30 protein-coding genes and 1 pseudogene are annotated in these 25,738 nt (G+C 63.5%); 17 read left to right on the top strand and 14 right to left on the bottom strand.

Annotated elements, in window-relative coordinates; all coding sequences use genetic code 11:
• The first annotated feature begins 50 nt into the window (after window positions 1-50).
• Window positions 51-482, top strand: a complete 432-nt coding sequence (locus CXK94_RS04985; RefSeq protein WP_037041821.1) for an anti-virulence regulator CigR family protein — start codon at window positions 51-53, stop codon at window positions 480-482.
• Window positions 483-525: 43 nt separating this feature from the next.
• Here the strand turns inward: CXK94_RS04985 and CXK94_RS04980 are convergent, their stop codons facing one another.
• On the bottom strand, window positions 526-846 hold the full coding sequence (locus CXK94_RS04980; protein WP_037041820.1) for a hypothetical protein: 321 nt from the start codon (window positions 844-846) through the stop codon (window positions 526-528).
• Between the two features lie 72 nt (window positions 847-918).
• Between CXK94_RS04980 and CXK94_RS04975 the strand changes: the two genes are divergently transcribed.
• The 3 genes from CXK94_RS04975 to CXK94_RS04965 all read left to right on the top strand — a co-directional run bounded on the left by CXK94_RS04975 (window position 919) and on the right by CXK94_RS04965 (window position 2,973).
• The gene (locus CXK94_RS04975) at window positions 919-1,830 is read left to right on the top strand and encodes a LysR family transcriptional regulator (protein WP_037041819.1); all 912 of its coding nucleotides are present in this window, start codon (window positions 919-921) and stop codon (window positions 1,828-1,830) included.
• A gap of 68 nt (window positions 1,831-1,898) precedes the next feature.
• Entirely contained in the window at window positions 1,899-2,453 is a 555-nt protein-coding gene (locus CXK94_RS04970; RefSeq protein ID WP_102893511.1) for a peptidylprolyl isomerase, read from the top strand.
• A gap of 97 nt (window positions 2,454-2,550) precedes the next feature.
• Complete coding sequence (locus CXK94_RS04965; RefSeq protein ID WP_003303959.1) at window positions 2,551-2,973, top strand: DUF6306 domain-containing protein; 423 nt, start codon at window positions 2,551-2,553, stop codon at window positions 2,971-2,973.
• 9 nt (window positions 2,974-2,982) lie between these two features.
• On the opposite strand, the gene CXK94_RS04960 is transcribed toward CXK94_RS04965, so the two are convergent.
• From CXK94_RS04960 to tcdA, 3 genes are all read right to left on the bottom strand, one after another.
• Window positions 2,983-4,113, bottom strand: a complete 1,131-nt coding sequence (locus tag CXK94_RS04960; protein ID WP_003303956.1) for a GNAT family N-acetyltransferase — start codon at window positions 4,111-4,113, stop codon at window positions 2,983-2,985.
• 83 nt (window positions 4,114-4,196) lie between these two features.
• Complete coding sequence (locus CXK94_RS04955; protein ID WP_102893510.1) at window positions 4,197-5,486, bottom strand: OprO/OprP family phosphate-selective porin; 1,290 nt, start codon at window positions 5,484-5,486, stop codon at window positions 4,197-4,199.
• A gap of 168 nt (window positions 5,487-5,654) precedes the next feature.
• On the bottom strand, window positions 5,655-6,464 hold the full coding sequence (gene tcdA / locus CXK94_RS04950) for a tRNA cyclic N6-threonylcarbamoyladenosine(37) synthase TcdA (protein WP_102893509.1): 810 nt from the start codon (window positions 6,462-6,464) through the stop codon (window positions 5,655-5,657).
• Between the two features lie 126 nt (window positions 6,465-6,590).
• On the opposite strand from tcdA, the gene dapE reads away from it, so the two are divergent.
• From dapE to CXK94_RS04935, 3 genes are read left to right on the top strand one after another with little or no spacing between them, the layout of a single operon-like run.
• Entirely contained in the window at window positions 6,591-7,739 is a 1,149-nt protein-coding gene (gene dapE, locus CXK94_RS04945; RefSeq protein WP_037041803.1) for a succinyl-diaminopimelate desuccinylase, read from the top strand.
• Entirely contained in the window at window positions 7,733-8,539 is an 807-nt protein-coding gene (locus tag CXK94_RS04940; RefSeq protein ID WP_037041800.1) for a putative RNA methyltransferase, read from the top strand. Before dapE ends, CXK94_RS04940 begins: the two co-directional genes overlap by 7 nt.
• A 46-nt stretch (window positions 8,540-8,585) precedes the next feature.
• Window positions 8,586-8,957: a hypothetical protein gene (locus tag CXK94_RS04935; RefSeq protein ID WP_037041798.1), complete on the top strand. Its 372-nt coding sequence runs from the start codon at window positions 8,586-8,588 to the stop codon at window positions 8,955-8,957.
• A gap of 247 nt (window positions 8,958-9,204) precedes the next feature.
• On the opposite strand, the gene CXK94_RS04930 is transcribed toward CXK94_RS04935, so the two are convergent.
• The 4 genes from CXK94_RS04930 to CXK94_RS04915 all read right to left on the bottom strand — a co-directional run bounded on the left by CXK94_RS04930 (window position 9,205) and on the right by CXK94_RS04915 (window position 13,126).
• The gene (locus CXK94_RS04930; RefSeq protein ID WP_003293422.1) at window positions 9,205-9,414 is read right to left on the bottom strand and encodes a cold-shock protein; all 210 of its coding nucleotides are present in this window, start codon (window positions 9,412-9,414) and stop codon (window positions 9,205-9,207) included.
• A 214-nt stretch (window positions 9,415-9,628) separates the two neighbouring features.
• Entirely contained in the window at window positions 9,629-11,464 is a 1,836-nt protein-coding gene (locus tag CXK94_RS04925; protein WP_102893508.1) for a GldG family protein, read from the bottom strand.
• A 10-nt stretch (window positions 11,465-11,474) separates the two neighbouring features.
• On the bottom strand, window positions 11,475-12,206 hold the full coding sequence (locus CXK94_RS04920; protein ID WP_102893507.1) for an ABC transporter permease subunit: 732 nt from the start codon (window positions 12,204-12,206) through the stop codon (window positions 11,475-11,477).
• Window positions 12,203-13,126: an ABC transporter ATP-binding protein gene (locus tag CXK94_RS04915; protein WP_037041792.1), complete on the bottom strand. Its 924-nt coding sequence runs from the start codon at window positions 13,124-13,126 to the stop codon at window positions 12,203-12,205. The genes CXK94_RS04920 and CXK94_RS04915 overlap by 4 nt, the downstream gene beginning before the upstream one ends.
• A 302-nt stretch (window positions 13,127-13,428) precedes the next feature.
• Between CXK94_RS04915 and CXK94_RS04910 the strand changes: the two genes are divergently transcribed.
• The 6 genes from CXK94_RS04910 to CXK94_RS22585 all read left to right on the top strand — a co-directional run bounded on the left by CXK94_RS04910 (window position 13,429) and on the right by CXK94_RS22585 (window position 16,652).
• Entirely contained in the window at window positions 13,429-13,854 is a 426-nt protein-coding gene (locus CXK94_RS04910; RefSeq protein ID WP_045632522.1) for a GNAT family N-acetyltransferase, read from the top strand.
• A gap of 76 nt (window positions 13,855-13,930) precedes the next feature.
• A complete protein-coding gene (locus CXK94_RS04905; RefSeq protein ID WP_037041790.1) occupies window positions 13,931-14,500 on the top strand; it encodes a GNAT family N-acetyltransferase in 570 nt (189 codons plus the stop codon).
• Between the two features lie 45 nt (window positions 14,501-14,545).
• Window positions 14,546-15,334, top strand: coding sequence for a class D beta-lactamase (blaOXA, locus tag CXK94_RS04900; protein WP_371257624.1), 789 nt, complete (start codon window positions 14,546-14,548; stop codon window positions 15,332-15,334).
• Between the two features lie 67 nt (window positions 15,335-15,401).
• Window positions 15,402-16,106 (top strand): class I SAM-dependent methyltransferase, encoded by a 705-nt coding sequence (locus tag CXK94_RS04895; protein ID WP_037041786.1) that lies wholly within the window; start codon window positions 15,402-15,404, stop codon window positions 16,104-16,106.
• Entirely contained in the window at window positions 16,072-16,440 is a 369-nt protein-coding gene (locus CXK94_RS04890) for a hypothetical protein (protein ID WP_037041784.1), read from the top strand. Before CXK94_RS04895 ends, CXK94_RS04890 begins: the two co-directional genes overlap by 35 nt.
• Before the next feature lie 71 nt (window positions 16,441-16,511).
• Window positions 16,512-16,652 carry a hypothetical protein gene (locus tag CXK94_RS22585; RefSeq protein ID WP_256045988.1) on the top strand — a complete coding sequence of 47 codons (141 nt, stop codon included), beginning with the start codon at window positions 16,512-16,514 and terminating at the stop codon, window positions 16,650-16,652.
• Between the two features lie 78 nt (window positions 16,653-16,730).
• On the opposite strand, the gene CXK94_RS04880 is transcribed toward CXK94_RS22585, so the two are convergent.
• The 3 genes from CXK94_RS04880 to CXK94_RS04870 form a co-directional block, all read right to left on the bottom strand.
• Entirely contained in the window at window positions 16,731-17,048 is a 318-nt protein-coding gene (locus tag CXK94_RS04880; protein WP_037041782.1) for a CcdB family protein, read from the bottom strand.
• Window positions 17,048-17,293 carry a type II toxin-antitoxin system CcdA family antitoxin gene (locus CXK94_RS04875; protein WP_037041780.1) on the bottom strand — a complete coding sequence of 82 codons (246 nt, stop codon included), beginning with the start codon at window positions 17,291-17,293 and terminating at the stop codon, window positions 17,048-17,050. Before CXK94_RS04875 ends, CXK94_RS04880 begins: the two co-directional genes overlap by 1 nt.
• Before the next feature lie 163 nt (window positions 17,294-17,456).
• On the bottom strand, window positions 17,457-17,867 hold the full coding sequence (locus tag CXK94_RS04870) for an SRPBCC family protein (RefSeq protein ID WP_102893506.1): 411 nt from the start codon (window positions 17,865-17,867) through the stop codon (window positions 17,457-17,459).
• 107 nt (window positions 17,868-17,974) lie between these two features.
• Between CXK94_RS04870 and CXK94_RS04865 the strand changes: the two genes are divergently transcribed.
• The 3 genes from CXK94_RS04865 to plsB are packed head-to-tail and all read left to right on the top strand — an operon-like array spanning window position 17,975 to window position 21,064.
• On the top strand, window positions 17,975-18,370 hold the full coding sequence (locus tag CXK94_RS04865; RefSeq protein WP_037041777.1) for a DUF1801 domain-containing protein: 396 nt from the start codon (window positions 17,975-17,977) through the stop codon (window positions 18,368-18,370).
• A gap of 19 nt (window positions 18,371-18,389) precedes the next feature.
• Window positions 18,390-18,578 carry a hypothetical protein gene (locus tag CXK94_RS22210; protein ID WP_146032297.1) on the top strand — a complete coding sequence of 63 codons (189 nt, stop codon included), beginning with the start codon at window positions 18,390-18,392 and terminating at the stop codon, window positions 18,576-18,578.
• Window positions 18,575-21,064, top strand: coding sequence for a glycerol-3-phosphate 1-O-acyltransferase PlsB (plsB, locus tag CXK94_RS04860; RefSeq protein WP_102893505.1), 2,490 nt, complete (start codon window positions 18,575-18,577; stop codon window positions 21,062-21,064). Before CXK94_RS22210 ends, plsB begins: the two co-directional genes overlap by 4 nt.
• 575 nt (window positions 21,065-21,639) lie before the next feature.
• Here plsB and CXK94_RS04850 read toward each other — a convergent pair.
• From CXK94_RS04850 to CXK94_RS04840, 3 genes and pseudogenes are all read right to left on the bottom strand, one after another.
• Window positions 21,640-22,615: pseudogene (locus CXK94_RS04850) on the bottom strand (IS5 family transposase).
• A gap of 522 nt (window positions 22,616-23,137) precedes the next feature.
• Window positions 23,138-23,524 (bottom strand): hypothetical protein, encoded by a 387-nt coding sequence (locus CXK94_RS04845; protein WP_102893504.1) that lies wholly within the window; start codon window positions 23,522-23,524, stop codon window positions 23,138-23,140.
• Entirely contained in the window at window positions 23,521-24,867 is a 1,347-nt protein-coding gene (locus CXK94_RS04840; protein WP_102893503.1) for a hypothetical protein, read from the bottom strand. Before CXK94_RS04840 ends, CXK94_RS04845 begins: the two co-directional genes overlap by 4 nt.
• A gap of 190 nt (window positions 24,868-25,057) precedes the next feature.
• On the opposite strand from CXK94_RS04840, the gene CXK94_RS04835 reads away from it, so the two are divergent.
• A complete protein-coding gene (locus CXK94_RS04835; RefSeq protein WP_102893502.1) occupies window positions 25,058-25,729 on the top strand; it encodes a DUF4197 domain-containing protein in 672 nt (223 codons plus the stop codon).
• The last annotated feature ends 9 nt before the right edge of the window (window positions 25,730-25,738 follow it).

Raw genomic sequence — 25,738 nt, 5'->3', positions numbered from 1 at the left:
ACACGCTAAGCTGATGGAAACGAAGCGGCTTAATGCCCGAGGAAACGTGCATGACCTCAACGAAACGAATGATCCCTTTGGCCGGCGCCCTGTCGCTGGCCCTGTGTGCCTCGGCCGGCGCCGCCCAACCGAACAACGACCGCCCCGGTCACCAGGGCAAGTCGGCGGCGGGCCATCAGCCTGCGCAACAACAGAACCTCCGCCTGCATGCTCCCTCGGTGGATATCGGCCAGGTCCGCATCACGCTGCGCAGTCATCGCGACCTGCTGGCCCCGGCCACCTCCCTGCCACCGGGTATCCGCAAGAACGTGGCGCGCGGCAAGCCGCTGCCGCCGGGCATCGCCAAGAACATGGACAGCCGCCTGCTGGCCCACCTGCCGCATTACGACGGTTATGAGTGGAAGCAGCTGGGCCGCGATGTGATCCTGGTCGCCATCGCCACCGGCATCGTCTACGAGATCCTGGAGAACGTCCTGGATTGAGGCGCGGCGGTGTGCGTACGCCTCTTGCCAAGGGCCGAACGGCCTACTTCGGCTCGCAGGTCAGCGTGATGCGCAGGCGGATCACATCCCGCTTGAACTTGGAAGTCAGCGCCTTGCGCTCACCCGCCTGCAACTCCACGCGACGCGTGCGCGGGGCCTCCGGGCCGTTGCGAAACACCGCCGTGCACACCGCCGGCGTCTGGCCGTAATTGAGCAGCAGCAGGCCGGCGAGATCGCGATCGATGGCCTCCGGGGTGGCATTGATCTCCGCGCCGTTGAGCTGCTGCTCGAGTTCCACCGGATAGGTGGCGGCAACCGCGGCGAGCGGCAACAAGGCAAAAAGCATGTAACTGAGTCTTCTCATCTGCGGCGGTCTCCTCGAGAGAACGGCCAGCGTAACAGACCCTGAGCGTACCAGCCCCTGGAGGAATCGAAGATGAAAGTGCCCCGTGTGACCCTCGATCAATGGCGCACCCTGCAGGCCGTTATCGATCATGGGGGCTTCGCCCAGGCCGCCGAGGCCCTGCATCGCTCGCAGTCTTCGGTCAGCTATACCGTCGCGCGCATGCAGGAGCAGCTCGGCGTTCCCCTGCTGCGCATCGACGGCCGCAAGGCCGTGCTCACCGAGGCCGGGGAGGTACTGCTACGCCGCTCGCGGCAGCTGGTCAGCCAGGCCAGCCAACTGGAGGAGCTGGCGCACCACATGGAGCAAGGCTGGGAAGCCGAGGTCAGGCTGGTGGTGGATGCCGCCTATCCCAGCGCCAAGCTGATCCGGGCCCTCACCGAATTCATGCCCCAGAGCCGCGGTTGCAGGGTCCGCCTGCGCGAGGAAGTGCTCTCCGGCGTCGAGGAAGTGCTCAAGGACGGCACTGCGGATCTGGCCATCAGCGGGCTGGATATCACCGGCTACCTGGGCAGCGAGCTCGGCACCGTGGAATTCGTCGCCGTGGCGCAGGCGCAGCACTCGCTGCATCAGCTCGGCCGCAAGCTGAGCGTCCAGGACCTGCAGAGCCAGATGCAGATCGTGGTGCGCGATACCGGCCTGCGCCAGCCACGCGATGCCGGTTGGCTGGGCGCGGAACAGCGCTGGACGGTCGGCAGCCTGGCCACCTCCGTGGCCTTCGTCAGCAGCGGCCTGGGCTTCGCCTGGCTGCCGCGGCACATGATCGGGCGCGAACTGGCCGAGGGCATCCTGAAGCCGCTGCCACTGGTCCAGGGCAGCATCCGCCGGCCGTTGTTCTATCTCTACACTAACCACGATAAACCGCTCGGCCCGGCGACCCGGATTCTCATCGAGCTGATCAAGACGTACGATGCAGGGCAGGCCAATGGCGGTCTGCCCGGCTAGCCAGCCGATACCCGCGCACCGCCGCCCGGCCGTACTGACCAGATTCCCTCAACACCAGGAAAGACACCATGTTGAAACGCATCGCCCTCGCCGCCTGCTCGCTACTACTGGCCGGCAACCTGCTGGCAGCGGAAAACCCCCACGTGCTGCTGACGACCAGCCTGGGTGAGATCGAGATCGAACTGGAGGCCGAGAAAGCCCCGATCAGCGTCGAGAACTTCCTCGGCTACGTGGACAGCGGCTTCTACGACGATACCGTGTTCCATCGCGTGATCCCGGGCTTCATGATCCAGGGCGGTGGCTTCGGCGAAGGACTGAACCAGAAGCCCACCAAGGCGCCGATCAAGAACGAGGCCGACAACGGCCTGCACAACGTGCGCGGCACCCTGGCCATGGCCCGCACTCAGAACGTCAACTCGGCGACCAGCCAGTTCTTCATCAACCATCGCGACAACGACTTCCTCGACCACGGCGCCCGCGACTTCGGCTACGCGGTGTTCGGCAAGGTAGTACGCGGCATGGAGGTGGTCGACCAGATCGCCCAAGTGCCCACCGGCAACCGCGCCATGATGCAGAACGTGCCGCTGACCCCGGTGAAGATCATCACCGCGAAGAAGCTCTGATCCCCGAGGGGCCGGTTCACCGGCCCTTTTCATTTATGGCGGCACGTACCCAGCTGCCGCCAGCGTGCGAAACCCTCGACCGATAGGAGATCGCGACATGACCGAACCACAAAGCCCACTGAACGCCCCGGAAGGCGAAGCCCAGCTGCTGCAGGACCTGCTCAGCGCGGAGCGCGCCGGAGCCAAGGTGGCCGGCGACTCGTTGCAACAACCCTGCACACCGGAGCAACGGCAACTGCTCGAGCAGGTCCGCCAGGGCGAAATCGAAAGCTGCAAGTTGCTGCTCAACTGCCTGCAGCATCTGGGGCTGGAACCCAACAAGGACACCGGCGCCTTCTACGGCAAGGCGATGGCTATCGAATCGCTGGACGAGCGTCTGCCCTTCATCGACAGGGGTCAGCAGTGGGTGATCCGCAAACTGCGCGAGTACCTGCCGGGATGCCAAGACCCGCTGCTGCGTAGCGAACTGCAACGCATGCTGCTGATCCACGAGGAGAACAGCGCCGCCTCCCACGCCTGAGACAAACGACTAGCTGCCGGCCTGCCGGTACGGCAGCGCCTGGCGCGCCGCCTCGGCGTACGCCAGCACCCCCGCACGTTCCTGCTGGAGGAAATCCGCTACCGCGGCGCGCAAACCGGGGTGCTGCAGATAGTGCCAGGAGCGCGTGATCACCGGCTCGAAGCCACGAATGAGCTTGTGCTCACCCTGCGCCCCGGCATCGAACCGCTCCAGGCCGCCCGCGATGGCCTGATCGATACCCTGGTAGAAGCACGTCTCGAAGTGCAGCCGGTCAAACTCCGCCAGACAGCCCCAGTAACGACCGTACAGGCCAGACGCACTGCGCAGGCTGAAGGCCATCGCCACCGGCCTCGAACCCTGTAATGCCAGCACCACGCGAATCGCCTGCGGCATGCGCTCGGCCAACAGGCTGAAGAATTGCCGAGTCAGATAGGGCGTCTGACCGCGGACCTGATAGGTGTTGGCGTAGCAGGCATAGACGAAATCCCATTCCGCCTCGCTGAGTTCGTGCCCATCGCGCCACTCGAAGCTGATGCCCTGCCCCGCCACCTGTTCGCGTTCCTTGCGCAACTGTTTGCGCTTGCGCGAGGTCAGTGCATCGAGAAAGTCCTGAAAATCCCGGTAACCACGGTTGTGCCAATGAAACTGGCAGCCGATGCGCTCCAGCCAGCCATCCCGCCCCGCCAGCAGCTGATCGGCCCGCGGCTCGCTGAAATTCACGTGTAGCCCCGACAGTTCCTGCCTTTCAAGCCCAGCGGTGAGTACATCGAGCAGCTCACCGGCAGCCTGTACGTCGCCCAGCAGGCGACTGCCGGTGACCGGGGTGAAAGGCACCGCGCAAAGCAGCTTGGGGTAGTAGGCGATGCCGGCCCGCTGGCAGGCATCCGCCCACGCCCAGTCGAACACGTACTCACCGTACGAATGAAACTTGCGATACAGCGGCAAGGCTGCCTGCAACGCGCCCTGCGGGTCGCGCAGCAGGAGATGGGCAGGTTGCCAGCCGCTACGCCCACCCACGCTGCCGCTGTCTTCCAGCGCGTAGAGGAAGGCGTGACGAAGGAAGGGCTGATCATCGCTCAGCAGCGCGTCCCATTCGGCGGGGGGCAGTTCGGCGAGGCGGTACAGGGTCTGGATAGGCATGCGCGCAGTCTGGCCTGTCCCGCAGGCGAAAAAAAGCCCCGCCAGGGCGGGGCTCAATGGAGCATCACGGATGAGGTGATGTTTTAGAACACGTACTGGGCGCGCAGGCTGATGGCGTCGCCATCGTCGTCGCCATTGGCGCTGACCACGTCGTCCACGCTGGTCTTCAGGTAGTTGGCCGAGAGCTTGACCGACTCGTTGGCGTACCAGTTGACACCGATGGTGTGGGTCTTCGCACCAGCTTCTGCGCTATCCAGGGCACCGACATAACCGCTCGGTGCAACACCGGTTTCATCGACGGTGATGTCGTCGAAGCGGTAGAAAACTTCCCAGGCACCGATCTGCTTGTTCTCCGGCTTGATCTTGTCGAACTTGCCGCCATCGAGCTTGTAGGAGCGCGACTCACCGGTGAGGGTGTACGCCAGCTGGACGTTGTAGCCGGTGGCTTCGAGGTCTTCGAAACCTTCCATGGCGTCGACGGTACGGGTCAGGTATTCGCCCTGCACCGAGAACGGGCCGATCATGTAGGCCGCCTCCAGGCCCCAGGCCTGATCGGTGCCGTCGGTGCGAGTGCCGCCGAAGGTGGCGCGGTTGCCGTTGGCACTGTCTTCGGTGGTGCCACGCACGGACAGGCGCGGACGGATGCGTTCCAGGTAACCTTCTTCCACGTCACGCTGACCGAAGCTCGCGCCCAAGTGCAGCACCTGGTCCTTCTCGACGATCGGGGCGATCACGCCACGCAGCACGAAGCTGGTGTTGTTGGCGCCATCTTCGTCCTCGAGCATGTCGACGCCGTCGCCACCATCCTGACGATAGGCACCGGCCTCGCCGTGGAACATGCCGACAGTGGTACGCACGCGGATGCCTTCGCCGTCTTCGTGGTCGTTCAGCCAGGGCGCCAGGTCATAGATCGCCGAGCGCTCGATGGCGGTGATCCACTTGGAGCTGACGGCTTCTTCCAGGCCGAACGTCGGGTTGATACGACCAACCGAAACCTGGACCGGCTTCCAGCCGTTGTAGTGGATGGCCAGCTCGTGCCAATCGCTGGAATCGTTGCCAAAGTTGCGGTGGAAGGTGTAGCCCCAATCGGTGAAGGCAACACCGGAAATCTCCAGACGCGCACGACGGAAGTAGGTCTCATCTGCGCGCTCGCCGTTCTGGGTGTAGAAACCATCGAAGCTGTCGGCATCAGCCTGCAGACGGCCATTGATCTTGAACGAGAACTCCTTGTCGGTGGTTCCGACCTCCAGGCCGCCCTTGGTCTTGATAACGAGATCGGCGCCATCGGTGGTGACGGTACCGGCGAAAGCCTGGGCGGAAACGGCCAGAGCGAGGGCGCTGGCGGCGAAACCGGCGAAGTGCTTACGGATCATCCAAAATTCCCCTTTATGTTTAGCGTCGGAAACACACGAGATGGGCTCTTTGTGTTGGGGGGAATCTTGGCGGCGGCGTATGTCAGCCAAATGGCTGATATGTAAAGCTTTTGTGACAGCGGAACTTTCCGTGGAGCCGCATCACAGAGCGGCTGCGGCACTTTTTCGTCAGCTGCGAACGTTGCGCTCGCTGGGGCGTCGGGCTCCGGCGACCAGCTTGTCGACGGCCCTGGCGGCTGCAACCATGCCGAAACTGGCGGTCACCATGGTCACCGCGCCGAAGCCTCCGGCGCAGTCGAGCTTGACCCCCTCGCCAACGAAGCTCTTGCTCTGGCACACGCCGCCGTCCGGCTTCGGGTAGCGCAACTGCTCCGTGGAGAACACACAGGGCACGCTGTAGCTGCGCCCCGGCGTGCGGGAGAAACCGTAGTCGCGGCGCAGCGTCGAGCGCACCTTGGCCGCCAGCGGGTCGTTGTAGGTCTTGTTGAGGTCCGCGACCTGGATCTGCGTCGGGTCGATCTGCCCGCCGGCACCGCCGGTGGCGATGATCTGGATCTTGCGACGCTTGCACCAGGCGATCAGCGCAGCCTTGGCCAGCACGCTGTCGATGCAATCGATGACGCAATCCATGTCTTGGGTGATGTAGTCGGCCATGGTGTCGCGGGTGACGAAATCGGGTACCGCATGAACCCGGCAGGCCGGATTGATGGTGCGGATGCGCGCGGCCATCTCGTCCACCTTGGGCTTGCCCACCGCGCCCTCCAGCGCATGGATCTGCCGGTTGGTGTTGGTGATGCAGACATCGTCCAGGTCGAACAGGCTGATCTCGCCGACCCCGCTGCGCGCCAGGGCCTCGGCCGCCCACGAGCCCACCCCACCGATACCGACCACCGCCACGTGGGCCGCCATGAGCCGCTCGAGACCAACCCGGCCATACAGGCGGGCTATGCCGCCGAAACGCTGATCATCGATAGACATGCCTGCTCCCCGAAAAAACCTGGCGATTATAGGACCTCGGCGCCTGTCGAGCACTGCAACCGGCCGTCACCGCAGCCATGCGCTTTGCTTTAATATGGCGCCCTTTCCCGCTGCACCGGAGCCGTGATGACCGCCCCCGCCCTTTCCCCGACGCTCGCACTCGCGTGCGAGCTGATCAATCGCCCGTCGGTCACACCGCTGGATGAAGGCTGCCAGCAGCTCATGGGCCAGCGCCTCGCCGCCTGCGGTTTCACCGTCGAGCCGATGCATATCGAGGAAGTGGAAAACTTCTGGGCCATCCGCGGCAGCGAAGGCCCAGTGCTGTGCTTCGCCGGGCATACCGACGTGGTGCCGACCGGTCCGCTGCAGGCCTGGCGGAACCCGCCGTTCGCCGCCCGCATCGACGAGCAGGGCATGCTCCACGGGCGTGGCGCGGCGGACATGAAGGGCAGCCTCGCGTCCATGATTATCGCGGTGGAACGCTTCACCGCCGACTACCCCGACCACAAGGGCCAGATCGCCTTTCTCATCACCAGCGACGAGGAAGGCCCGGCGCAGCACGGCACCAAGGCGGTGGTCGAGCGCCTGCGCGAACGCGGCCAGCGCCTGGACTGGTGCATCGTCGGCGAGCCGTCGAGCACCACCCTGGTCGGCGACGTGGTGAAGAACGGCCGTCGTGGCTCACTCGGCGGCACCCTCAGCGTGCGCGGCCAGCAGGGCCATGTGGCCTACCCGCACCTGGCGAGGAACCCGATCCACCTCGCCGCGCCGGCACTGGCCGAACTCGCCGCCGAGCACTGGGACGACGGCAACGCCTTCTTCCCGCCGACCAGCTTCCAGATCTCCAACCTGAATGCCGGCACCGGCGCCACCAACGTGATTCCCGGCACGCTGGAGGCGGTGTTCAACTTCCGCTTCTCCACCGAATCCACCGTCGAGCAATTGCAACAGCGCACCGCGGCAATCCTCGACCGGCACGGCCTGGACTGGAGCATCGACTGGGCGCTGTCCGGCCTGCCCTTCCTCACCGAACCCGGCGACCTGCTCGACGGCGTGGCCAGGGCGATCCGCAGCGTCACCGGCCGCGAAACCACGCCATCCACCAGCGGCGGCACCTCGGACGGACGCTTCATCGCCACCCTTGGTACCCAGGTGGTCGAACTCGGCCCGGTCAACGCCACCATCCACCAGGTCGACGAACATATCCTCGCCAGCGACCTCGACCTGCTGACCGAGATCTACTACCAGACCCTGGTGAACCTGCTCGCATGTTGATCTGCCCGATCTGCCAGGCGCCGCTGAGCGCCGTCGACAACGGCGTCGCCTGCCCGGCTAATCACCGCTTCGACCGTGCACGCCAGGGCTACCTGAACCTGCTGCCGGTGCAGCACAAGAACAGCCGCGACCCCGGCGACAACCAGGCCATGGTCGAGGCCCGCCGACGCTTTCTCGACGCTGGCCATTACGCGCCGCTGGCCAAGCGCCTGGCCGAACTGGCCACCGAGCGCGCACCGCAGCGCTGGCTGGATATCGGCTGTGGCGAGGGCTACTACACCGCGCAACTCGCCCAGGCGCTACCGAATGCCGAGGGCTACGCGCTGGACATCTCCCGCGAGGCGGTCAAGCGCGCCTGCAAACGCGCGCCGCAGCTCGAATGGCTGGTGGCGAGCATGGCCCGCGTGCCGCTGGCCGACGCCAGCTGCGACCTGCTGGCCAGCGTGTTCAGCCCATTGGACTGGCAGGAAGCCCGGCGCCTGCTTGCCCCCGGCGGCGGCCTGCTGCGCATGGGCCCGACCCGCGAGCACCTGTGGGAACTACGTGCCCGACTCTACGACGAAGTGCGCGATTACGACGACCGGAAACACCTGTCGCTGATCCCGGACGGCATGCATCTGGCCCATAGCGAAACCCTCACCTACGAGCTACAGCTGAACGATACCCAGGCCCGCGCCGACCTGCTGGCCATGACCCCGCACGGCTGGCGCGCCAGCGCCGAACGCCGCGCGGCGGTAATCGATGCGCCCCTCAACGTGCGGGTTGCGATACGCTACGACTGGATTCAGCGCGACGCCTGATCGCCACATGACAGCTCCAGACTCATCACCAGAAGGCAGCCGCCCCATGCGTCAACCGGACATCGAGATCTACCTCAGGGACGCCAGCCAGCAGGCCGTCGGCGAATGGCTGGCACAGGCCATCGGCCCCTGCTCTCCCTGGCAGCAGAAAGGCCAGACCTTCAAGTGCAGCGCCGCCGGGATACCGGTGACCTGGCTGCCGAAGGCGGTGGGCAAATGGCATTGTCTGCTGCTGGAAAGCGATGCCACGCCCTGGGAAGACGACCTCGCCTGCGCCCGCGCCGCCCACCAGGCGCTGGGCGTGGAAATCCGCTGCGCGCCGGGCGGTTGGCAGGAAGAAGAGGCCGAGGAAGAAGCCGACCGCTGGATGCGTGTCAGTGAAGATGGCGAGCAGGAGATCGTCTGGCGGACGGGCTAAAAACTGCAAAAAATTCGTATGGACGGCGATAGGCACCGCCTTGGTGTCCCCGCTGCGCCGGGATGCACAAGCCGCTTTTCGTGGGAGGCCCGCCCCGGGGCGATGCTTTTAGCGCCGTCGGACCTCGCCTGACGCAGCCGCACGGGAACCGGCCACCCCCGCCAAAAGCCCACAAGAAACCGCGCCGGCGATCACCGAGCGGTGCGACACAAGAAAGCCCGTCTCGAGGACGGGCTTTGTCGTCTCGTCAGAGCCCCGCGACGTCTTCGGCCTGCAGGCCCTTCTGGCCCTGGATCACCGAAAACTCCACCTGCTGGCCCTCGGCCAGGGAGCGGTGCCCTTCGCCGCGAATCGCGCGGTAGTGCACGAAGACGTCCGCGCCGTTACCCCGCTGAATGAATCCATAGCCTTTAGCATCGTTGAACCACTTGACGGTTCCGGTCTCGCGTTCAGCCATTACCACTTCTCCAACTCGCTTTTTGTTATTCCTCGGAAAGAGGAGCTCGACGGCTAGGCCCTCACGCCATCCGCTGCCTGGCGGCGGGACGTTGCGCTTGGAACCGACCGTCGCCGGAGTATAAAACAACGAAAATCGCTGTCAGCCTCTTTTTCGTTACCGCTTTGCCAACGGGTTCGCCCGTGCCGAACGCCGTCGGCACGGAGCTCGCTCATCAGGCAGACTTGCGCCGCCGCCACAGCCACAACACCAGCACCACAACGGTCAGCAGCAACGGCACCAGGGCGATATTGGCGAACTTCAGCATCCGCCCCAGCGCCTCGATATCGGCATTGAGCTGGTAGCGCACCTCGCGCAGCTCCTTGCGGATGCGCACCTTCTCCTGCAGGAACTGCTGCAGCGTCCGCTCCTGCTCGGCAGTCAGTTCCAGCGATCGCTCGGGATCGGGACTCTGCAACTCGGCCAACTGTTGCTCGGTATCGGCCAGGCGCTGCTGCAGCACCTCCTCCTTCTCGCGGAAGCGGTTCTCGGCCTGGCGCTGCAGCGCCTCGACCATCACGAACGGGCGGGTGAAACGGCCACGGGAGCGCACGCTGATCAGCGCATCGGTGCCCGAGAGGTTGTCCAGCGCGTTGATCACGAAAGCACCATTGTCCGCCCACGGCTGTGGAACGCGCTGGCCGAAGAAGTCCTGCACCTGCACCCACATGCGGTCGCTGAGCAGGTCGCTATCGGCCACGGCGATCACATTGATGTGCTCGCTTTCCTTGATGCCCTCCTCGCGGCCTTCGATGCCGTCCGGGAAGGCCGTCTGCGCCGGCCCCTGGATGCGCGCCGCCAGCACGTAGCGCTCGCCGGTGGGCTCCAGGCCACGTAGCAACGCCTGCGGATCGTCCAATGTGGCGAAGCGCTGGGCGTCGACCGGCATCGCGTAGGCGGAGCTGCGCAGCAGCGGCGTGAAGCGCGTCGTGGCGTTCTCCAGCGGTTCGAGGATGCCGCCGCTGGCGATGGTGAGATTCTCCAGCGCCGCGGTGGTGACGTCGTCCCGGTCCATGGCCGCCTGCGGCAGGCTCAGCCAGCCGGCATGCCGCACCGGGCGGCGCTCGGCGCCCATACCCACGGACATCGCATAGGACGCATCGGCGATCACCTTCTCGGGCACCATGCGCACGCCCCAGGCCTTGAACAGCGGTTCGAGATCCGACGCGCGCTGCTCATCGAACTCGCCCGGGCCGAAGCCCATGCCCGGATCGGCTTCGCTGAACGGATCGAGGAACACCAGCAGCTTGCCGCCGCGCAGGACGAACTGGTCGATGGCGTACAGCGTCTGCTCGGACAGCTCCTTGGGATGGATCAGCAGCAGCACCGAGACGTTGGTCGGGATCATGTCGACGTCGCGCTTGAGGCTCTCGATGTGGAACAGCTGGCGGACCTCCTCCAGCACCATCCACGGTGGCGTCGCCTGCTGCGTGCGCATGTCGAAGCCGCCCGTCAGCTGCAGCCCGGAGAGCACGCCGACCACCGGCAGCTCGGCCGTCGCCAGGCTCTGCACCAGGCGGCTGATCTCGTATTCGAGGAATTCCTCCTGATCCAGCGGGAAGAACGGGATGATCTGCGTCGCGCCCTCGGCATTGGTGCCGGCCAGGCCGAAGTAGACCTTGTCGCCGCTCTGGTTCAACGGCACCGCCTGCAGGCCGAACTCGGCGGCACGGTCCTCCTCCTCGGAGAACGGCTGCGGGTCGATGATGTGCAGTTTGAGCTTGCCGCCGGAGGCGCGCTGGTAGGCCTTGAGCATCTCCTCGACGCGGCGCGCGTAGTTGCGCAGCGCCACCAGCTCCTTGGCCGCCCCGTCGGAATAGAAGAAATGCAGCTCCAGCGGCTCCTGCAGGCCGGCGAGGATGCGCTCGGTGCCTGCCGAAACCGTGTAGAGCTTCTGCTCGGTGAGGTCCAGCCGGGCATTGGTGAACAGCAGGCTGGAGGCCATGTTGAAGGCCAGGAACCCCAGCGCGATCAGCAGCAGCCCGGCCCCGGAATAGATGACTCGTTTCATGTCCGTTCCCTCAGGCGACTTTCTTCAGGTCGACGACCACGGCGGTGGCCGCCAGCCAGGCGACGATCAGCGTGACGAAATACAGCAGGTCACGCAGGTCGATCACGCCCTTGCTGATGGAATCGAAACGGATCAGGAAGCTCAGCGAAGCCACCGCATCGATCAGCCACTGCGGCGCCCAGGCGAAGGCGTCCAGCACCATCGGCAGGCCGCTGACGATGAACAGGAAGCACACCGCCACCGAGAGGATGAAGGCGATCACCTGGTTCTTCGCCAGCGCCGACATGCACGAACCGATCGCCAGGAAGGCGCCGGCCAGCAGCCAGCTGCCGAGATAGCCGGCGACGATCACACCGTTGTCCGGCTCGCCCAGGTAGTTGACGGTGACGACCATCGGGAAGGTCAGCAGCAGCGCGATGCCGGCGAACACCCAGGCGGCGAGGAACTTGCCGGTGACCGCCTCGAAGCGGGTGATCGGCAGCGTCATCAGCAGCTCGATGGAGCCGGACTTGCGCTCCTCGGCCCACAGGCGCATGGCGATCGCCGGCACCAGGAACAGGTAGAGCCAGGTGTGGAAGCTGAAGAACGGCGTCAGGTCGGCCTGGCCGCGCTCGTAGAAGCCCCCCAGGTAGAAGGTGAACACCCCGGACAGCACCAGGAAGATCACGATGAAGACATAGGCGAGCGGCGTGGCGAAATAGCTGGCCAGTTCGCGCTTGAAGATCACCGGCAACTGGCTCATAGCGCCTCCCCGCGGGTCAGGGTTCGGAACACCTCGTCCAGCCGGCCGCGCTCCACGTCCAGCTCCGTCACCACCCAGCCGCGCTGGCTGATCAATGCGTTGATCTGCGGGAAGATCACCTGCCCCGGCTGCGCCAGCACGGTCAGGCTGTTCTCGCGCTCGTTGAGCTCGACCCCGGCCACGCCCGGCAATGCGGCCAGGGCGATGTCGTCCAGCGGGTTGTCGCTGACCAGGGTGACCGCCTGGTGGTACTTCGAACGGCTCTCCAGCTCCAGCGGCGTGCCGTCGGCGACCAGCTTGCCGCCGGCGATCACCACCGCGCGGGTACACACGGCGGTGACTTCCTCGAGGATATGGGTGGAGATGATCACGATCTTGTCGTGGGCCAGGCCCTGGATCAGCTGGCGCACCTGATGCTTCTGGTTAGGGTCAAGGCCATCGGTGGGCTCGTCGAGGATCAGCACCTTGGGATCGTGCAGGATCGCCTGGGCCAGACCAACGCGGCGCTTGAAGCCCTTGGACAGCGTCTCGATGGACTGCCCGAGCACCTTCTCCAGTTCCACCTGCGCCACGGCGGCCTCGACCCGCTGACGCTTGTCCGCACCGCGAAAACCGCGCACCTCGGCGATGAACTCGAGGAAGCCGCGCACCGTCATGTCGCCATAGCAGGGCGCACCTTCGGGCAGGTAGCCGATCTGCCGCTGGGCCTGCAGGGTCTGGCTCTGGATGTCATGGCCGAGGATGCTGGCGGTGCCGGAGCTCGGCGCGAGAAAACCGGTCAGCATCTTCATGGTGGTGGACTTGCCCGCGCCGTTCGGGCCGAGAAAACCCAGCACCTCACCCGGCCGGACGCTGAATGACAGCGCATCCACTGCCGTGTGCTGGGCGAATCGCTTGGTCAGACTTTTTAATTCGATCATTCACTCACCAGTACGCTCAGAGGCCTGGCGCGCCGCCGCGCGACCCGAGCCAGGCCCTGCAAAAATGCCGGCGGAACTATAAGAACAGCTACTGGACGAATGCAACCGCGCGGCTTGGCAGCAACGTTTGCCGGACGTTGCCGCCAAGCCTCCAAGCGATGCAATGGACCCCGCACAGCGCTTGGAGTACGTTCTCGAATCCATGGACAGCGGCGATCGATCTGCCTGGTCACGCCGCCTCTCAAGGTGGTTACCGACACATGTCCCTACGCTTCGGAGAAATTCCTGCCTCGCTGGCGCCAATGGAGCTGTTGCTGCTCGCCGATCCTTCGCCGAGCAAGGTGCGCTCGTATCTGGCGGACTCGACGTGCTTCGCCGCATCGCTCGACGGAACGGTCGTCGGCATCGGTGTCGTGCGGCCGATCGGCGAAGGCGCGCATGAGCTGATGAATATCGCGGTACGACCCACCCGGCAGAAAGCGGGCCACGGCACCGCACTGCTGGAATGGATCATCGAGCACTACCGCAGGCTGGGCGCCGGCCGGCTCGAAGTGGGCACGGGGTCGTTCGGCTATCAACTGACGTTCTATCAACGCCAGGGCTTTCGCGTAACGCGGATAGAACGAGACTTCTTCGTCGAGCACTACCCCGAGCCGATCATCGAGGACGGGATCCGCCACATGGACATGCTGCGCCTCACGCTCAGCTATTCAGGTGATTCCGGTTAGCCGCGGCCAAGTCGCCGCCCTTGCTGCAAACGGAGCTGCGAGCAACAGCCTCCTCCTTTGATCAGAGAACACTGCAATGCCGAACCCGATCGAATTCGAAACCGAACGCCTGTTCATGCGGCAATGGCGCCCGAGCGACCGGGCGCCCTTTGCCGAACTGAACGCAGACCCGCGGGTCATGGAGTATTTCCCTGCCCCGCTCGAGCGCGACGAGAGCGATGCGCTGGCCGATCGCTGCCAGGCGCTGATCGAGCAGCGAGGATGGGGCTTCTGGGCCGTGGAGCTGAAGGCATCCGCCGAGTTCATCGGCTTCCTCGGCCTGCATGTACCAATCGCCGAGCTGCCCTTTTCGCCGTGCGTGGAGATCGGCTGGCGCCTGGCCGTCCAGCACTGGCACAAAGGTTTGGCAACGGAGGCCGCGCGCGGTGCGCTCGCGGTGGGTTTCGACAGGCTGGATTTGGCGGAAATCGTCTCTTTCACCACACTCGGCAATCAACGTTCGCGTGCGGTCATGCAGCGAATCGGCATGCGCGAGGCGAGCCGCTTCGAGCATCCGAGCATACCCATCGGTCATCCACTTCGCGCACACTGCCTGTACCGTCTTTCGCAGGTGGACTATCGGGCGCAGCAGATTGCAGGCGACTGAGCCCCGTCCGAACCGTCCGAACACGCTCCCGCCTACAACCTGGTCCTGGTCATGCCCGTCCTGTTGCTCTCCCTGTTGCTGCTCGCTGCTTCCGGCTTCGCCCATGCGGAGGACGGGGCAATTGCCCGTCTGTTCGAACGCGCGGGGGTCGAGGGGACACTGGTGATCGAGTCCGTCGCCACGGGCCAGCGCTTCATCCACGACGATGAACGCGCCGGCACGGCTTTTCCCGCAGCGTCCACGTTCAAGGTGCTGAACACTCTGATCGCACTGGAGGAAGGTGCCATCGCCGGGGCGGACGAGATCATCCCCTGGGACGGCACCCGTTACGAGATCGAGGACTGGAACCGCGACCAGACCTTGAAGAGCGCATTCAGGGTCAGCTGCGTCTGGTGCTACCAGTGGCTGGCCCGGCGGGTGGGCGCGGCGGCCTATCTGCGCCACATCCGCCAGGCGCATTACGGGCAGCTGCACGAACCTGTCAACGTCACCGAGTTCTGGCTCGATGGCTCGCTGCGCGTCAGCGCCGAACAACAGGTGGGCCTGCTGCGCCAGGTGGTCGCGCGCAGCCTGCCGTACCGGGCGAGCAGCTACGACACCCTCAGGACCATCATGCGCGTCGACAGCACGCCGGCTTATCGCCTGTATGCCAAGACCGGCTGGGCGGCTCGCGACAATCCTGGCATCGGCTGGTACATCGGCTATGTTGAAGCCGGCGCCGACACCTGGCTGTTCGCGCTGAATCTGGACACCCGCGATGCGACCGATCTGCCCTTGCGCCAGCGGATCGCGCTGGATGCGCTGCGGGCGAAGGACATACTCCCGGCCCAGTGATTCTTCCAATGGTCCGCGGCAGCAACCCGGCGACGCCGCGTTCCACACCACACCAAACGGAGCCGCCATGCGCAGCGACGAGATCAAAGCGGTATTCGATCAACAGGCCGCCAGCTACGACGAGCGCTGGGCCAGAACCGCGCCCATTCGCAATGCCCTGCATTTTCTTCTGGAGGCGGTGTTCGCACCGCTGCCGGCCGAGGCGCGGGTACTGTGCATCGGCGCCGGCACCGGCGAGGAAATTCTGCACCTGGCCCAGTGCCGACCCGGTTGGACCTTCACCGCGGTGGAGCCATCGGGCGCGATGCTGCAAGTCCTTCGCGACAAGGCAACCCGAGCCGGAATCGAACAGCGCTGCCAGTTCCATGAGGGCTACCTGGAGACCCTGCCTGAGCAGGCCCCCTTCGACGCGGCAACCTCCCTGCTGGTATCCCAGTTCATTCTCGAGCGCGACGCACGCATCGGCTTCTTTCGTGACATAGCCGCCCGACTCGGCCCGGGAGCACTATTGGCCAGCTCTGACCTGGCTGCGGACGTCACCACGCCGGCGTATGCCGCGCTGCTGGAAACCTGGCTGAACATGATGACCATCGCCGGCATTCCCGCGGCGGGCCTGGAGCAGATGCGTGCCGCCTATGACCGTGACGTGGCAATACTGCCCCCCGAGCAGGTCGCGTCCATCATCGAGGCCGGCGGCTTTGCCTGCCCCGTGCCCTTCTACCAGGCCGGGCTGATCCATGCGTGGCACGCGCGGCGAGCCGATGCGCCCTAGCGCCCGGCCGGTTGTGCAGGCGCTGCTGATCGCCTCCCTCGCCGGCGCTTTCATCTGGGCATTGTCGCCCTGGGCCAGTGGTCAGGCCGAACCCTGGGACGGCGACGGCCTGTACTACAGTGGTGCGCTGTTTACGGCCGGCGTGCTGGCAGGCTTCATCGTGCCGCGACCACTCTGGGCACTGTACCTGGGGGTCGTCGTCGGCCAAGTGCTGTACCTGCTCCTGTTGCTGCCGCTCAGCCCGTTGCTGGCCGTGGGCCTCGCGTTTCTGCTGCTCTGGTCGCTGCTGTTTGCGGCCGGGGCCTATGCCGGCGCTCGCCTTCGTACCCGTTGACGCGCCGGCGTGGCTGATCCGGGCACCCCACGTGTCGAACGGGACCCGGAGTCCCGCAACGGAGGCTTTCCATGACCCCGCCAGAGCTGGCCAACCTTTACCGCGCTTATATCGCCTGCCTCAATGCCCGGGACTGGCTTGAGCTCGGACGTTTAAAAAGCAAAGAGGACAGATTTATTTATTGGCCAGCACACCATCAGCCAGAAAAATAAATCTGCTCCCTTTCGCTCCATGAATACAAAGATCTATCTCGGCTGACTTTCTCGCACTACCAACATTAGACGCCCCTATCAGATTCCCGTGATAAGCAAATCAAGAGCCGCAATGATTTCATCGCGTTGCGCGGAGAGATCGGCAACTTGATTGCCGAGTTGTTTTCTGGCGATACCAGCCAGTTGCGGAGTCACCATTACGTATGGTTTTCCCTCAATTTCAAATATTGGCGTGAGCGTTTTGAGAATTTTCCCTTTCATGGCTGCTGCCGTATAAAGAGGCACTACAACCCGCGTGCCGAGTTCGGCAATCAGGTCGCTTTGCACATCGAGCAGGAAGGGCACGGCCGCCTTGGTGGCTGCGTTGGAGTTCTCGTACACGGCGAACTGAGGCATCAGAACCCCCGCAGACCGTCGCTGAACACGCCGTGGGCTTCCACGTGTTCGTTGTAGGCGCTGATGGCTTTGCGGTTCTCTGCCAGCCATTGCTCGCGCTGTTTCTTCTTCAGGGCCTCGATCAGAGCCTGCTCCAGCGTCGCGGAGAGATTGATATCCAGGTCCTTGGCTTTATTGAGCAAGTCACCGTTGACGCTGAGGTTGGCAGCCCGCTTTGGGGCATTAGGGTTGTAGGCGGCGCGCATGGGATTCATTCCTGAGCTGTGTGCGCATACGTTATGCGCATTATGGCTATGCAGTCAAAGGCGCATCGAACAACTGATGCAATCGTTCGCCTCGCTCAACTGGAATGGGCGAAGGCCCTTTCCTTGGCCAAGCGCCAGATGATGGCCACATTGTCGCCCCGGCTCAGCTCCTGGCCTCCACGTAGCGGCCGAAGTTGTCCAGGATGGCCTGCCAGCCTAGACGCTGGAGTTCGGGCGGGTTCTCGGTTTCCGCGTCGAACCTGACGGTCACCAGGACGCCGTCGGGGTGCTCGGTGAACGCGACTTCGGCTTCGCGGCCATCACTCATCCGGTATCCGATGGCCTGCTTCGGTACGACGCGGGTGTAGGTGCCTTCGAAGTCGAACCCTTCGCTGCCGTCCTTCGCTTCCATGCGCGACAGGAACTTGCCGCCTTCGCGCAGATCGACGGTACTCCTGGTCGTGTGCCAGTCTTCCTGAGCGGCATTCCATTGCTCGATGTCCGCGGGATTGTTGTAGGCATCCCAGACCGTGCCCAGGTCAGCCTTTACATAAGTTTCTACGGTGATTTTCATGGTCGTTTCCTTTCGGCTTGGCAGTTGCCTGTGGTCGAACGGGGAAATGGAAATTCGACACTGGCTACGACAGCTGCCACGGCAGATATGCAAAAGGAGGACGTACGATGGTGAAATCAATCAAGCCGAATACGACCCGGAAACCGCCCGTGCCAGCGGATGATCACAGCGATATCGAGGATTGGATCGGGCAGGTGATGCCGGCCCTGCAGCCCATCGTCAAGCATCTGGATGAGCTGATCCGCGCGTCAATTCCCAACCTCCACTACGCCATCAAGTGGAAGAAGGCGTACTACGGGCTGCCAGAGCTCGGCTGGATCATCGAGATGGTCGCCTACGATGTCTCGGTAAACGTGGTCTTCTTCGGCGGGGCGAAATTCGATTCCCCACCGCCGCTGGGAGAGGTCTCTCGCTATGCGAAGGTGAAGACCCTGGAGGAAGCGCAGGGACCGCAGATGCGCGAGTGGATCAAGCAAGCGGGACGTGTCCCGGGATGGACATGAAGCCTGCGAGGAATTACCGGTGCCTGCCGCCTGGAACGGCCAGGGTTCCAGGCTCGCGCCGAAGCATCGTCTGGCACCTCGTCCGTTGGGCTTCGCTGCGCTCAACCCAACCTACGTGAACCAGACATTTTTGCCCGCCATCGCTGCTTACGGCACACTTGCCGCCTTCGAGGGCATCGTCCCTTTCATAGCCGAACCCGCCGTATGACCCGCTCCCCCATTCGCCGTCTGATCTTTTCCCTGCTGCGCCGTGTGCTCTACGTCTGGGTGCGCTCGGAGACCATCAACCAGTCCGCCTTCACCCTCAGGCTGGATCGCAGCAAGCCGGTGTTCTATGTGCTGCAGCAACCCTCGCTGAGCGACCTCGCGGTGCTCGATGCCGAGTGCAGCAAGGCCGGGCTGCCGCGACCGGTGGCCGATGTGGCAGTGGGTGAACATGTCGAGCCGGCGGCGTTCTTCTTCCTCAATCCGGCGGCGAGCTGGTTCGGCCGGCGTACGCGGCTGGTGGCGCCGCCGGCGCTGGTGCGACTGGTCGGCGCGCTGGAGCACAACGCCGTGGAAAACGCGCAGATCGTCCCGGTCAGCGTGTTCTGGGGACAGTCGCCGAATCGCGAGACCAGCGCCTGGAAGCTGCTGTTCGCCGACAGCTGGGCAGTCACCGGGCGGCTGCGCAAGTTGCTCAGCATCCTGGTGCTGGGGCGCAAGACCCGCGTGCAGTTCTCCGCGCCGATCCAGCTCAACGAGCTGGTGGCGCTGAACAAGGGCCACGAGCGCACCCTGCGCATGGTCCATCGCATGCTGCGGGTGCATTTCCGCAACCAGAAGACCGCGGTGATCGGCCCCGACCTGTCGCACCGGCGCAACCTGGTCAAGGGGCTGGTGCATGCACCGCAGGTCCGCCAGGCGATCCGCGAGGAAGCCGAGCGCGAGAACATCGCCCTCGAGAAGGCCGAGGCCAAGGCGCTGCGCTACGGCAACGAGATCGCCTCGGACTACGCCTACACCGCGGTGCGCTTTCTCGAAGTGGCGCTGTCCTGGTTCTGGAACAAGATCTACGACGGCATCCGCGTCAACCATATCGAGCCGCTGCAGGACGCCGTGCGCGGCTACGAGGTGATCTACGTCCCCTGCCACCGCAGCCATATCGACTACCTGCTGCTGTCCTACCTGCTGTTCCGCAACGGCCTGACGCCGCCGCACATCGCCGCCGGCATCAACCTCAACATGCCGGTCATCGGCGGCCTGCTGCGCCGTGGCGGCGCCTTCTTCATGCGCCGCTCGTTCAAGGGCAACCCGCTGTATACGGCGGTATTCAACGAATACCTGCACAGCCTGTTCAGCCGCGGCTTCCCGGTCGAATACTTCGTCGAGGGCGGCCGCTCGCGCACCGGGCGCATGCTGCGGCCGAAGACCGGCATGCTGGCGCTGACCCTGCGCAGCTACGTGCGCTCCTCGCGCCTGCCGATCCTCTTCGTGCCGGTGTACATCGGCTACGAGCGCGTGCTGGAAGGCCGCACCTACCTCGGCGAGCTGCGCGGCGCGGCGAAGAAGAAGGAGTCGATCTTCGACATCTTCAAGGTCATCGGCGCGCTCAAGCAGCGCTTCGGTCAGGTCTGGGTCAACTTCGGCGAGCCGCTCAAGCTCAACGAGTTCCTCGAGCAGGAGCAACCCGGCTGGCGCCAGCAGACCTACGCGCCCGACTATCGCCCGCAGTGGCTGAACGAGGCCACCAACCGGCTGGCCGGGCGCATCGCCGAGCGCCTCAACGAGGCGGCGGCGGTCAACCCGGTCAACCTGGTGGCGCTGGCGATGCTCTCCACCAGCCGCCAGGCGCTCGATCACGACGCGCTGGCGCGAATCCTCGACCTCTACCAGGCCCTGCTGCGCGCGGTGCCCTACTCGCCGCACACCACCCTGCCGGAAGGCGACGGCGAAGCGCTGATCGCCTACGTGAAGGACCTCGACCTGCTCGCCGAACAGAAGGATGCGCTGGGCAACATCCTCTATCTGGACGAGCAGAACGCGGTGCTGATGACCTACTACCGCAACAACGTGATGCACATCTTCGCCCTGCCGGCGCTGCTGGCGAGCTTCTTCCAGAGCAGTTCGCGGATGAGCCGCGAGCAGATCCAGCGGTTCACCGAGGCGCTGTATCCCTATCTGCGCGCGGAGCTGTTCATTCGCTGGGAGGAACACGAGCTAGAGGCGGTGATCGACCAGTGGCTGGCCGCCTTCGTCGAACACGGCCTGCTCAGGCAGGACGGCGACAGCTACGTGCGCCCGGCGCCCAGTTCGCGGCAGTTCGTGCGGCTCACGCTGCTGGCGCGGGTGGTCATGCAGACCCTGCAGCGCTTCTACATGGCGACCTCGCTGCTGCTCAACAGCGGCCAGCACAGCCTGAGCGCCGAGGAGCTGGAAGAGCTCTGCACGGTGATGGCCCAGCGCCTGTCGATCCTGCACGGGCTGAACGCGCCGGAATTCTTCGACAAGAGCCTGTTCCGCCACTTCATCCAGAGCCTGCAGGACCAGGGTGTGCTCTGCGCGGATGCCGACGGCAAGCTCGGCTACCACGACAAGCTCGGCGAACTGGCCGAAGGCGTGGCCAAGCGCGTGCTGCCGGCGGAGATTCGCCTGTCGATCCGCCAGGTGGCACTGGAACGGCACGAGGATGCATCACAAACGGATTTGAATTAATAGAGCCAGCCGGATTTCCCAATTGCAACCAACAACATCAAAGCGCTAAAAGACACCACGCGCTCCACTGCAATACTACTAGTTTGCTTTAAGGCGGGATGGAAAATCTTCTAATTCTTTTATATTTATCGCTCCTTTTTTCAGATAAAAACCAGGGAACGTGATAATTCCTGATATCCCTCCCACCAATAGTATTTTCCCCCATGGACCTCCGTGCCTGAGAGGAGCGCGCACCGTGACAGCAGTGGATTTTTTTAGGTGCTCCAAAATCGTATCTATCTGCCTATAAGCCATATGCAATGCAACGCCAATCCAAATTAGCAGAAAAAAATCACCAAACCGCATAGATAGCCGATAACAAACTCAGCGGTGCTCATTTAGAACTCTCATAGATCACATCCCCTGCCATTTCGCCACCAACTCCTCCAAGGATGCTCTGAAATAGCCGCTCATTTCTGGCTGACTTCAGACTCCGCTGATATTTCAAAGCAGAAGCTGATCAAAAAGCGATCAGTTCGTCTGTCCGCTGTTGTGTTTCAACCGCTGCGAGCACGCCGCAGCGGTTATTCCCTGCATCACAGACGCACCTCTCCTGCGCTCATCATTAAATGTCGGCGAGCCATCCACAGATTCGACAGAGCAAACAGCGTGACCATCTGCGCCGTATTTTTCGCCAGGCCCCGGAAGCGCACCTTGGTGTAGTCGAACTGGCGCTTGATCACTCGGAACGGATGTTCGACCTTCGCGCGCACCTGGGCCTTGGCCTTCTCGATCTTGCGCTTGGCTTTGTACAGCGCGCTGCGCTTATCGAGCTTCTTGTAGGTGCTGCGCCGTGCCGCAACCTGCCAGATCACCGGGCGGCCTTCATGTACGCTTTTCCACTCCGGTGTAACCTGCGTCGGCACAGACTACGTTCTCGTCGCCGTGCAGCAATTTGTCGACCTGCGTGACATCCGCCACGTTGGCCGCCGTGACCACCACGCTGTGCACCAAGCCCGACTCATCGTCGACACCAATGTGTGCCTTGGCCCCGAAGTAATATTGGTTTCCCTTCTTGGTCTGGTGCATCTCTGGGTCGCGTTTGCCGTCCTTGTTCTTGGTCGAACTCGGCGCGTTAATCAGCGTGGCGTCGACAATGGTGCCCTGGCGCAGCGACAGGCCGCGGTCGCCCAGGTAGCCATTGATCACGGCCAGGATGCCCGCCGCCAACTCGTGTTTCTCCAGCAGGCGCCGGAAGTTGAGGATGGTCGTTTCGTCTGGGATGCGCTCCAGACTCAGCCCCGCAAACTGGCGAAGGATCGTGGTCTCGTACAGCGCCTCCTCCATGGCCGGGTCGCTATAGCCGAACCAGTTCTGCATCAGATGAACCCGCAGCACCGCCATCAGCGGATAAGCCGGACGGCCACCTTCACCCTTGGGGTAGTGGGGCTCAATCAAGGCAATCAACCCCTTCCACGGCACCACCTGATCCATCTCGATCAGGAACAACTCCTTGCGGGTCTGCTTGCGCTTGCCGGCGTACTCGGCGTCGGCGAAGGTCATCTGCTTCATCAGGAACCTCGGCGGGTGGGGTCGGGCTATTTTGCCAAAGCAGGGAGCCTTCTTCAGAGTGTCCCCAAGAGCGTCTATTACTAAAGAGCCTGTCCCGACCACCACCAAGCCACATACAAGAGTTCCTACTCCACCAGTAGGCACACCCAGTGCGGCACAGACACTGCCTACTGCTGGGGCCGTTAAAATGGCGGCACTCCCTGCGCCGCCCGCGCCGCTGCCGGCAAAACGCCCAGTCTCGGTGTATTTAACTTTTTCACAAGCCTTGGCATTGCCAGCCATACATCTTGCACCGGCCTGCTGCTGCGCTAGGGCAAGTGGTAGCAGGTAGGCTGACAGCTATCTGCGGTCAAGTGTCATGGATCGATTGGTCACTTTCAAAGTCGGCAGGTGCTGAAGTCAGCTAGAAACTCATGAATACTTCAGACTATCCACCACACTCATACAAGCCGTGTAATTGCCTGCCGCGCACATCCTGCACCGGAATATGCTGGATTCGGCGGCCAACTTCCGTACGCCCGATTACACAAGATCAAGCTCAGCTACCGCCGCAATGACGAACATTAAAAGCAGAGCTCCACAGCTACCCCAGTACAAAATCGCCAATTTGCGCTTAAGGTGAATTGGAAGCCCCTTTAGATCCTCCGCGCTTAGCTCGCCTTTTTTCAGATAAAAGTTTGGAAGGGTAACGATCCCAGCAATTCCTCCGATGAGTAACAGTTTGCCCCATGGACCACCGTGCCTGAGAGGAGCACGAGCCGTTATGGCAGTACAGTTTTTTAAATACTCCAGCATCTCGTCTGTTTTGGTATAGGCCATATGCAATGCAGTTCCAATCAAGAGGAACGCCAGCCCAAAGTCGATTAAACCTACACAGAGAAATATTTTCTCAGCTGTATTCAAACTCACTTAACTGCCTCGTAAATTATTTCTCCCATTGCTTCTCCTCCTCTGCCTCCGACGGCTCCTGCAGCCAAAGATCCCGCCCCAACTACCAAAAGACCACACGTCAACGTACCCACACCGCCAGTAGGGACCCCGAGAGCGGCACAAATAACACCTACTGTCGAGCCAGTTAAGGCTATACTGGCCAGCGCACCGCCAGCGACTCCCCCAGCAAAGCCTCCGCCCTCGGTAAATTTAACCTTTTCACAAGCTTCAGCATCACCAGCCATACACACATCCTGCACCTTCATATAAGAAGCCCCGCCACCAACGGCCGTGCCGATCCAGCCGCCATATCTGATGTATTTCGCGGCCTTGGCCACACCGTCGATATGCGTGGCATAGCCGGGAATCTGCTCGGGAGCGCCGGCTTTCGTCCAGCGGTGTACGACGCTGCGACTGGAAATACCCAAGGCGCTCTTGAGGTTGGGATGATCAGGTATTCCCGTGCCTTTTCTGGTCAGCGAAGTGAGTTGCACATCCAACTGGCTGAACAGGCGCTTGCGCTCGGCAAAGAATTCCGGGGAACGCAGGTGACCGTGCTGCTGGAAGGTTCGCTGGTGCAAGGCCTCGATGCTGCGTAGCGAGTTGCTCACACCTTCCAGATGCTTGGAAAACACGGACGAGCCGACACCCACGGAGGCGGCGCCGTAGGTGAGAAAGGATTCGATTTCGTCCCGGTGCCGGACCATGAAATCGGCTTCTTCGGGTGACAGCGCCTCCAGCGCCGCATTGACCTTGCCCGCAGCCTCCATCAGCAGAGCTTCTTCGCGGGTGCATTGCTGGTTGTCGGGATCGCTGAGCACGATCATCTGTCCGGCCTTCACCTGGCTCAGGCTCGGGTTCAGGGCTTTGAATTTATCGATGACGGCGGGGCTGGGCGACGTGAATAGCTGTGCCTCCAGTTTCTCGAGCGTGGTGCTCCTGGGCACGATGTAAAAGCCCGGCTCCTGTGGCTGGGTCTTCGCTATAGGCTCGGCCTCAGGTAGCGAGGCTTTCGGCTGGCGCGAACGCTCCGTATGGAAGCTGCCTACCCAGCCCTTGCCGGTGATGTGGGAATACTTACCGAAGGTGTCATTGCTCAACGGTCTGAATGGGTCATCCATGACCAGCAGCCAGTCGCCGCGCTCCACTGCGGCGAGGATGAGCTGCCTGTCTGCGCCGCAGGATCGGCTCAGTTCGCTGAGGCCCGGTATCTCGTGGTGCCAACAGGTCAGTTCGTTGTCAACCTTGGGCACCGCGAAGAACGGCGCTTCGATGTTTCTCAGGCTGATGCCGTTACGATGCTCGCGACGAATCAGACGCATGACGAATCCTCCTTGAATGTCTGGACAACGGACAGCCCTTCTAACAGAGGAGGGCATCGTTTTCGAGGTCGCCGAGGGGGAACTGCTAGCCAGTTGGCATACTGTCGGCCTCTTGAGCAGGCTCGCTAGCGCTGATCTTCCCCGCTATGCTCGGCCTATCGGCCCCGGCCACATTCCTCTGAGGTTTGCCATGATCCGCATCACCGCCTTTATCGCCAGCTTGATGCTGTCTGCCGCCGCCCATGCCCTGTCGCTTACCGACCTGACCCAGGGCGACGCCAGCGCCGGCCTCAAGGATGCGCTCAGCCAGGGCGCCAAGGTGGCGGTGCAGCAGCTCGGGCGGCCCGGCGGATTCAGCAGCGATCCGGACGTGCGCATCGAGCTGCCGGGCAACATCGGCAAGGCCTCGCGCATGCTGAAGATGCTGGGCATGGGCAGCCAGGTCGAGCAGTTGGAGAACAGCATGAACCAGGCCGCCGAGGCGGCCGTGCCGCAAGCCCAGCAACTGCTGCTGGACGCCGTGCGCAACATGACCGTGGAGGACGCCAAGGGAATTCTCGCCGGTGGCGACGATTCGGCCACCCAGTACCTGGACAAGTCCAGCCGCGAGCAGATCCGCGCGAAGTTCCTGCCCATCGTCAAGCAGGCCACCGACCAGGTCGGCCTGGCGCAGCAGTACAACGCCGTGGCGGCCAAGGTGCCGACGGGCCTCTCCGGTGGCTACGCCAATATCGAAGGCTATGTCACCGAGCAGGCCCTGAATGGCCTGTTCAGCGTCATCGCCGAGCAGGAAGCGAGCATCCGCAAGAACCCGGCGGCAGCGGCCACCAGCCTGGCGAAGAAGGTGTTCGGCGTGCTCTGACGAGCCGCG

The organism is Stutzerimonas stutzeri, from assembly GCF_002890915.1.
GTDB classification, from domain to species: Bacteria; Pseudomonadota; Gammaproteobacteria; order Pseudomonadales; family Pseudomonadaceae; genus Stutzerimonas; species Stutzerimonas stutzeri_AF.
This window is presented reverse-complemented; position numbering and strand designations above follow the sequence as displayed.

Coding starts and splice junctions, on each gene's coding strand:
- CXK94_RS04985 (WP_037041821.1), top strand. CDS start 51: ATGACCTCAACGAAACGAATGATCCCTTTGGCCGGCGCCCTGTCGCTG.
- CXK94_RS04980 (WP_037041820.1), bottom strand. CDS start 846: ATGAGAAGACTCAGTTACATGCTTTTTGCCTTGTTGCCGCTCGCCGCG.
- CXK94_RS04975 (WP_037041819.1), top strand. CDS start 919: ATGAAAGTGCCCCGTGTGACCCTCGATCAATGGCGCACCCTGCAGGCC.
- CXK94_RS04970 (WP_102893511.1), top strand. CDS start 1,899: ATGTTGAAACGCATCGCCCTCGCCGCCTGCTCGCTACTACTGGCCGGC.
- CXK94_RS04965 (WP_003303959.1), top strand. CDS start 2,551: ATGACCGAACCACAAAGCCCACTGAACGCCCCGGAAGGCGAAGCCCAG.
- CXK94_RS04960 (WP_003303956.1), bottom strand. CDS start 4,113: ATGCCTATCCAGACCCTGTACCGCCTCGCCGAACTGCCCCCCGCCGAA.
- CXK94_RS04955 (WP_102893510.1), bottom strand. CDS start 5,486: ATGATCCGTAAGCACTTCGCCGGTTTCGCCGCCAGCGCCCTCGCTCTG.
- tcdA (WP_102893509.1), bottom strand. CDS start 6,464: ATGTCTATCGATGATCAGCGTTTCGGCGGCATAGCCCGCCTGTATGGC.
- dapE (WP_037041803.1), top strand. CDS start 6,591: ATGACCGCCCCCGCCCTTTCCCCGACGCTCGCACTCGCGTGCGAGCTG.
- CXK94_RS04940 (WP_037041800.1), top strand. CDS start 7,733: ATGTTGATCTGCCCGATCTGCCAGGCGCCGCTGAGCGCCGTCGACAAC.
- CXK94_RS04935 (WP_037041798.1), top strand. CDS start 8,586: ATGCGTCAACCGGACATCGAGATCTACCTCAGGGACGCCAGCCAGCAG.
- CXK94_RS04930 (WP_003293422.1), bottom strand. CDS start 9,414: ATGGCTGAACGCGAGACCGGAACCGTCAAGTGGTTCAACGATGCTAAA.
- CXK94_RS04925 (WP_102893508.1), bottom strand. CDS start 11,464: ATGAAACGAGTCATCTATTCCGGGGCCGGGCTGCTGCTGATCGCGCTG.
- CXK94_RS04920 (WP_102893507.1), bottom strand. CDS start 12,206: ATGAGCCAGTTGCCGGTGATCTTCAAGCGCGAACTGGCCAGCTATTTC.
- CXK94_RS04915 (WP_037041792.1), bottom strand. CDS start 13,126: ATGATCGAATTAAAAAGTCTGACCAAGCGATTCGCCCAGCACACGGCA.
- CXK94_RS04910 (WP_045632522.1), top strand. CDS start 13,429: ATGGAGCTGTTGCTGCTCGCCGATCCTTCGCCGAGCAAGGTGCGCTCG.
- CXK94_RS04905 (WP_037041790.1), top strand. CDS start 13,931: ATGCCGAACCCGATCGAATTCGAAACCGAACGCCTGTTCATGCGGCAA.
- CXK94_RS04895 (WP_037041786.1), top strand. CDS start 15,402: ATGCGCAGCGACGAGATCAAAGCGGTATTCGATCAACAGGCCGCCAGC.
- CXK94_RS04890 (WP_037041784.1), top strand. CDS start 16,072: ATGCGTGGCACGCGCGGCGAGCCGATGCGCCCTAGCGCCCGGCCGGTT.
- CXK94_RS22585 (WP_256045988.1), top strand. CDS start 16,512: ATGACCCCGCCAGAGCTGGCCAACCTTTACCGCGCTTATATCGCCTGC.
- CXK94_RS04880 (WP_037041782.1), bottom strand. CDS start 17,048: ATGCCTCAGTTCGCCGTGTACGAGAACTCCAACGCAGCCACCAAGGCG.
- CXK94_RS04875 (WP_037041780.1), bottom strand. CDS start 17,293: ATGCGCGCCGCCTACAACCCTAATGCCCCAAAGCGGGCTGCCAACCTC.
- CXK94_RS04870 (WP_102893506.1), bottom strand. CDS start 17,867: ATGAAAATCACCGTAGAAACTTATGTAAAGGCTGACCTGGGCACGGTC.
- CXK94_RS04865 (WP_037041777.1), top strand. CDS start 17,975: ATGGTGAAATCAATCAAGCCGAATACGACCCGGAAACCGCCCGTGCCA.
- plsB (WP_102893505.1), top strand. CDS start 18,575: ATGACCCGCTCCCCCATTCGCCGTCTGATCTTTTCCCTGCTGCGCCGT.
- CXK94_RS04840 (WP_102893503.1), bottom strand. CDS start 24,867: ATGCGTCTGATTCGTCGCGAGCATCGTAACGGCATCAGCCTGAGAAAC.
- CXK94_RS04835 (WP_102893502.1), top strand. CDS start 25,058: ATGATCCGCATCACCGCCTTTATCGCCAGCTTGATGCTGTCTGCCGCC.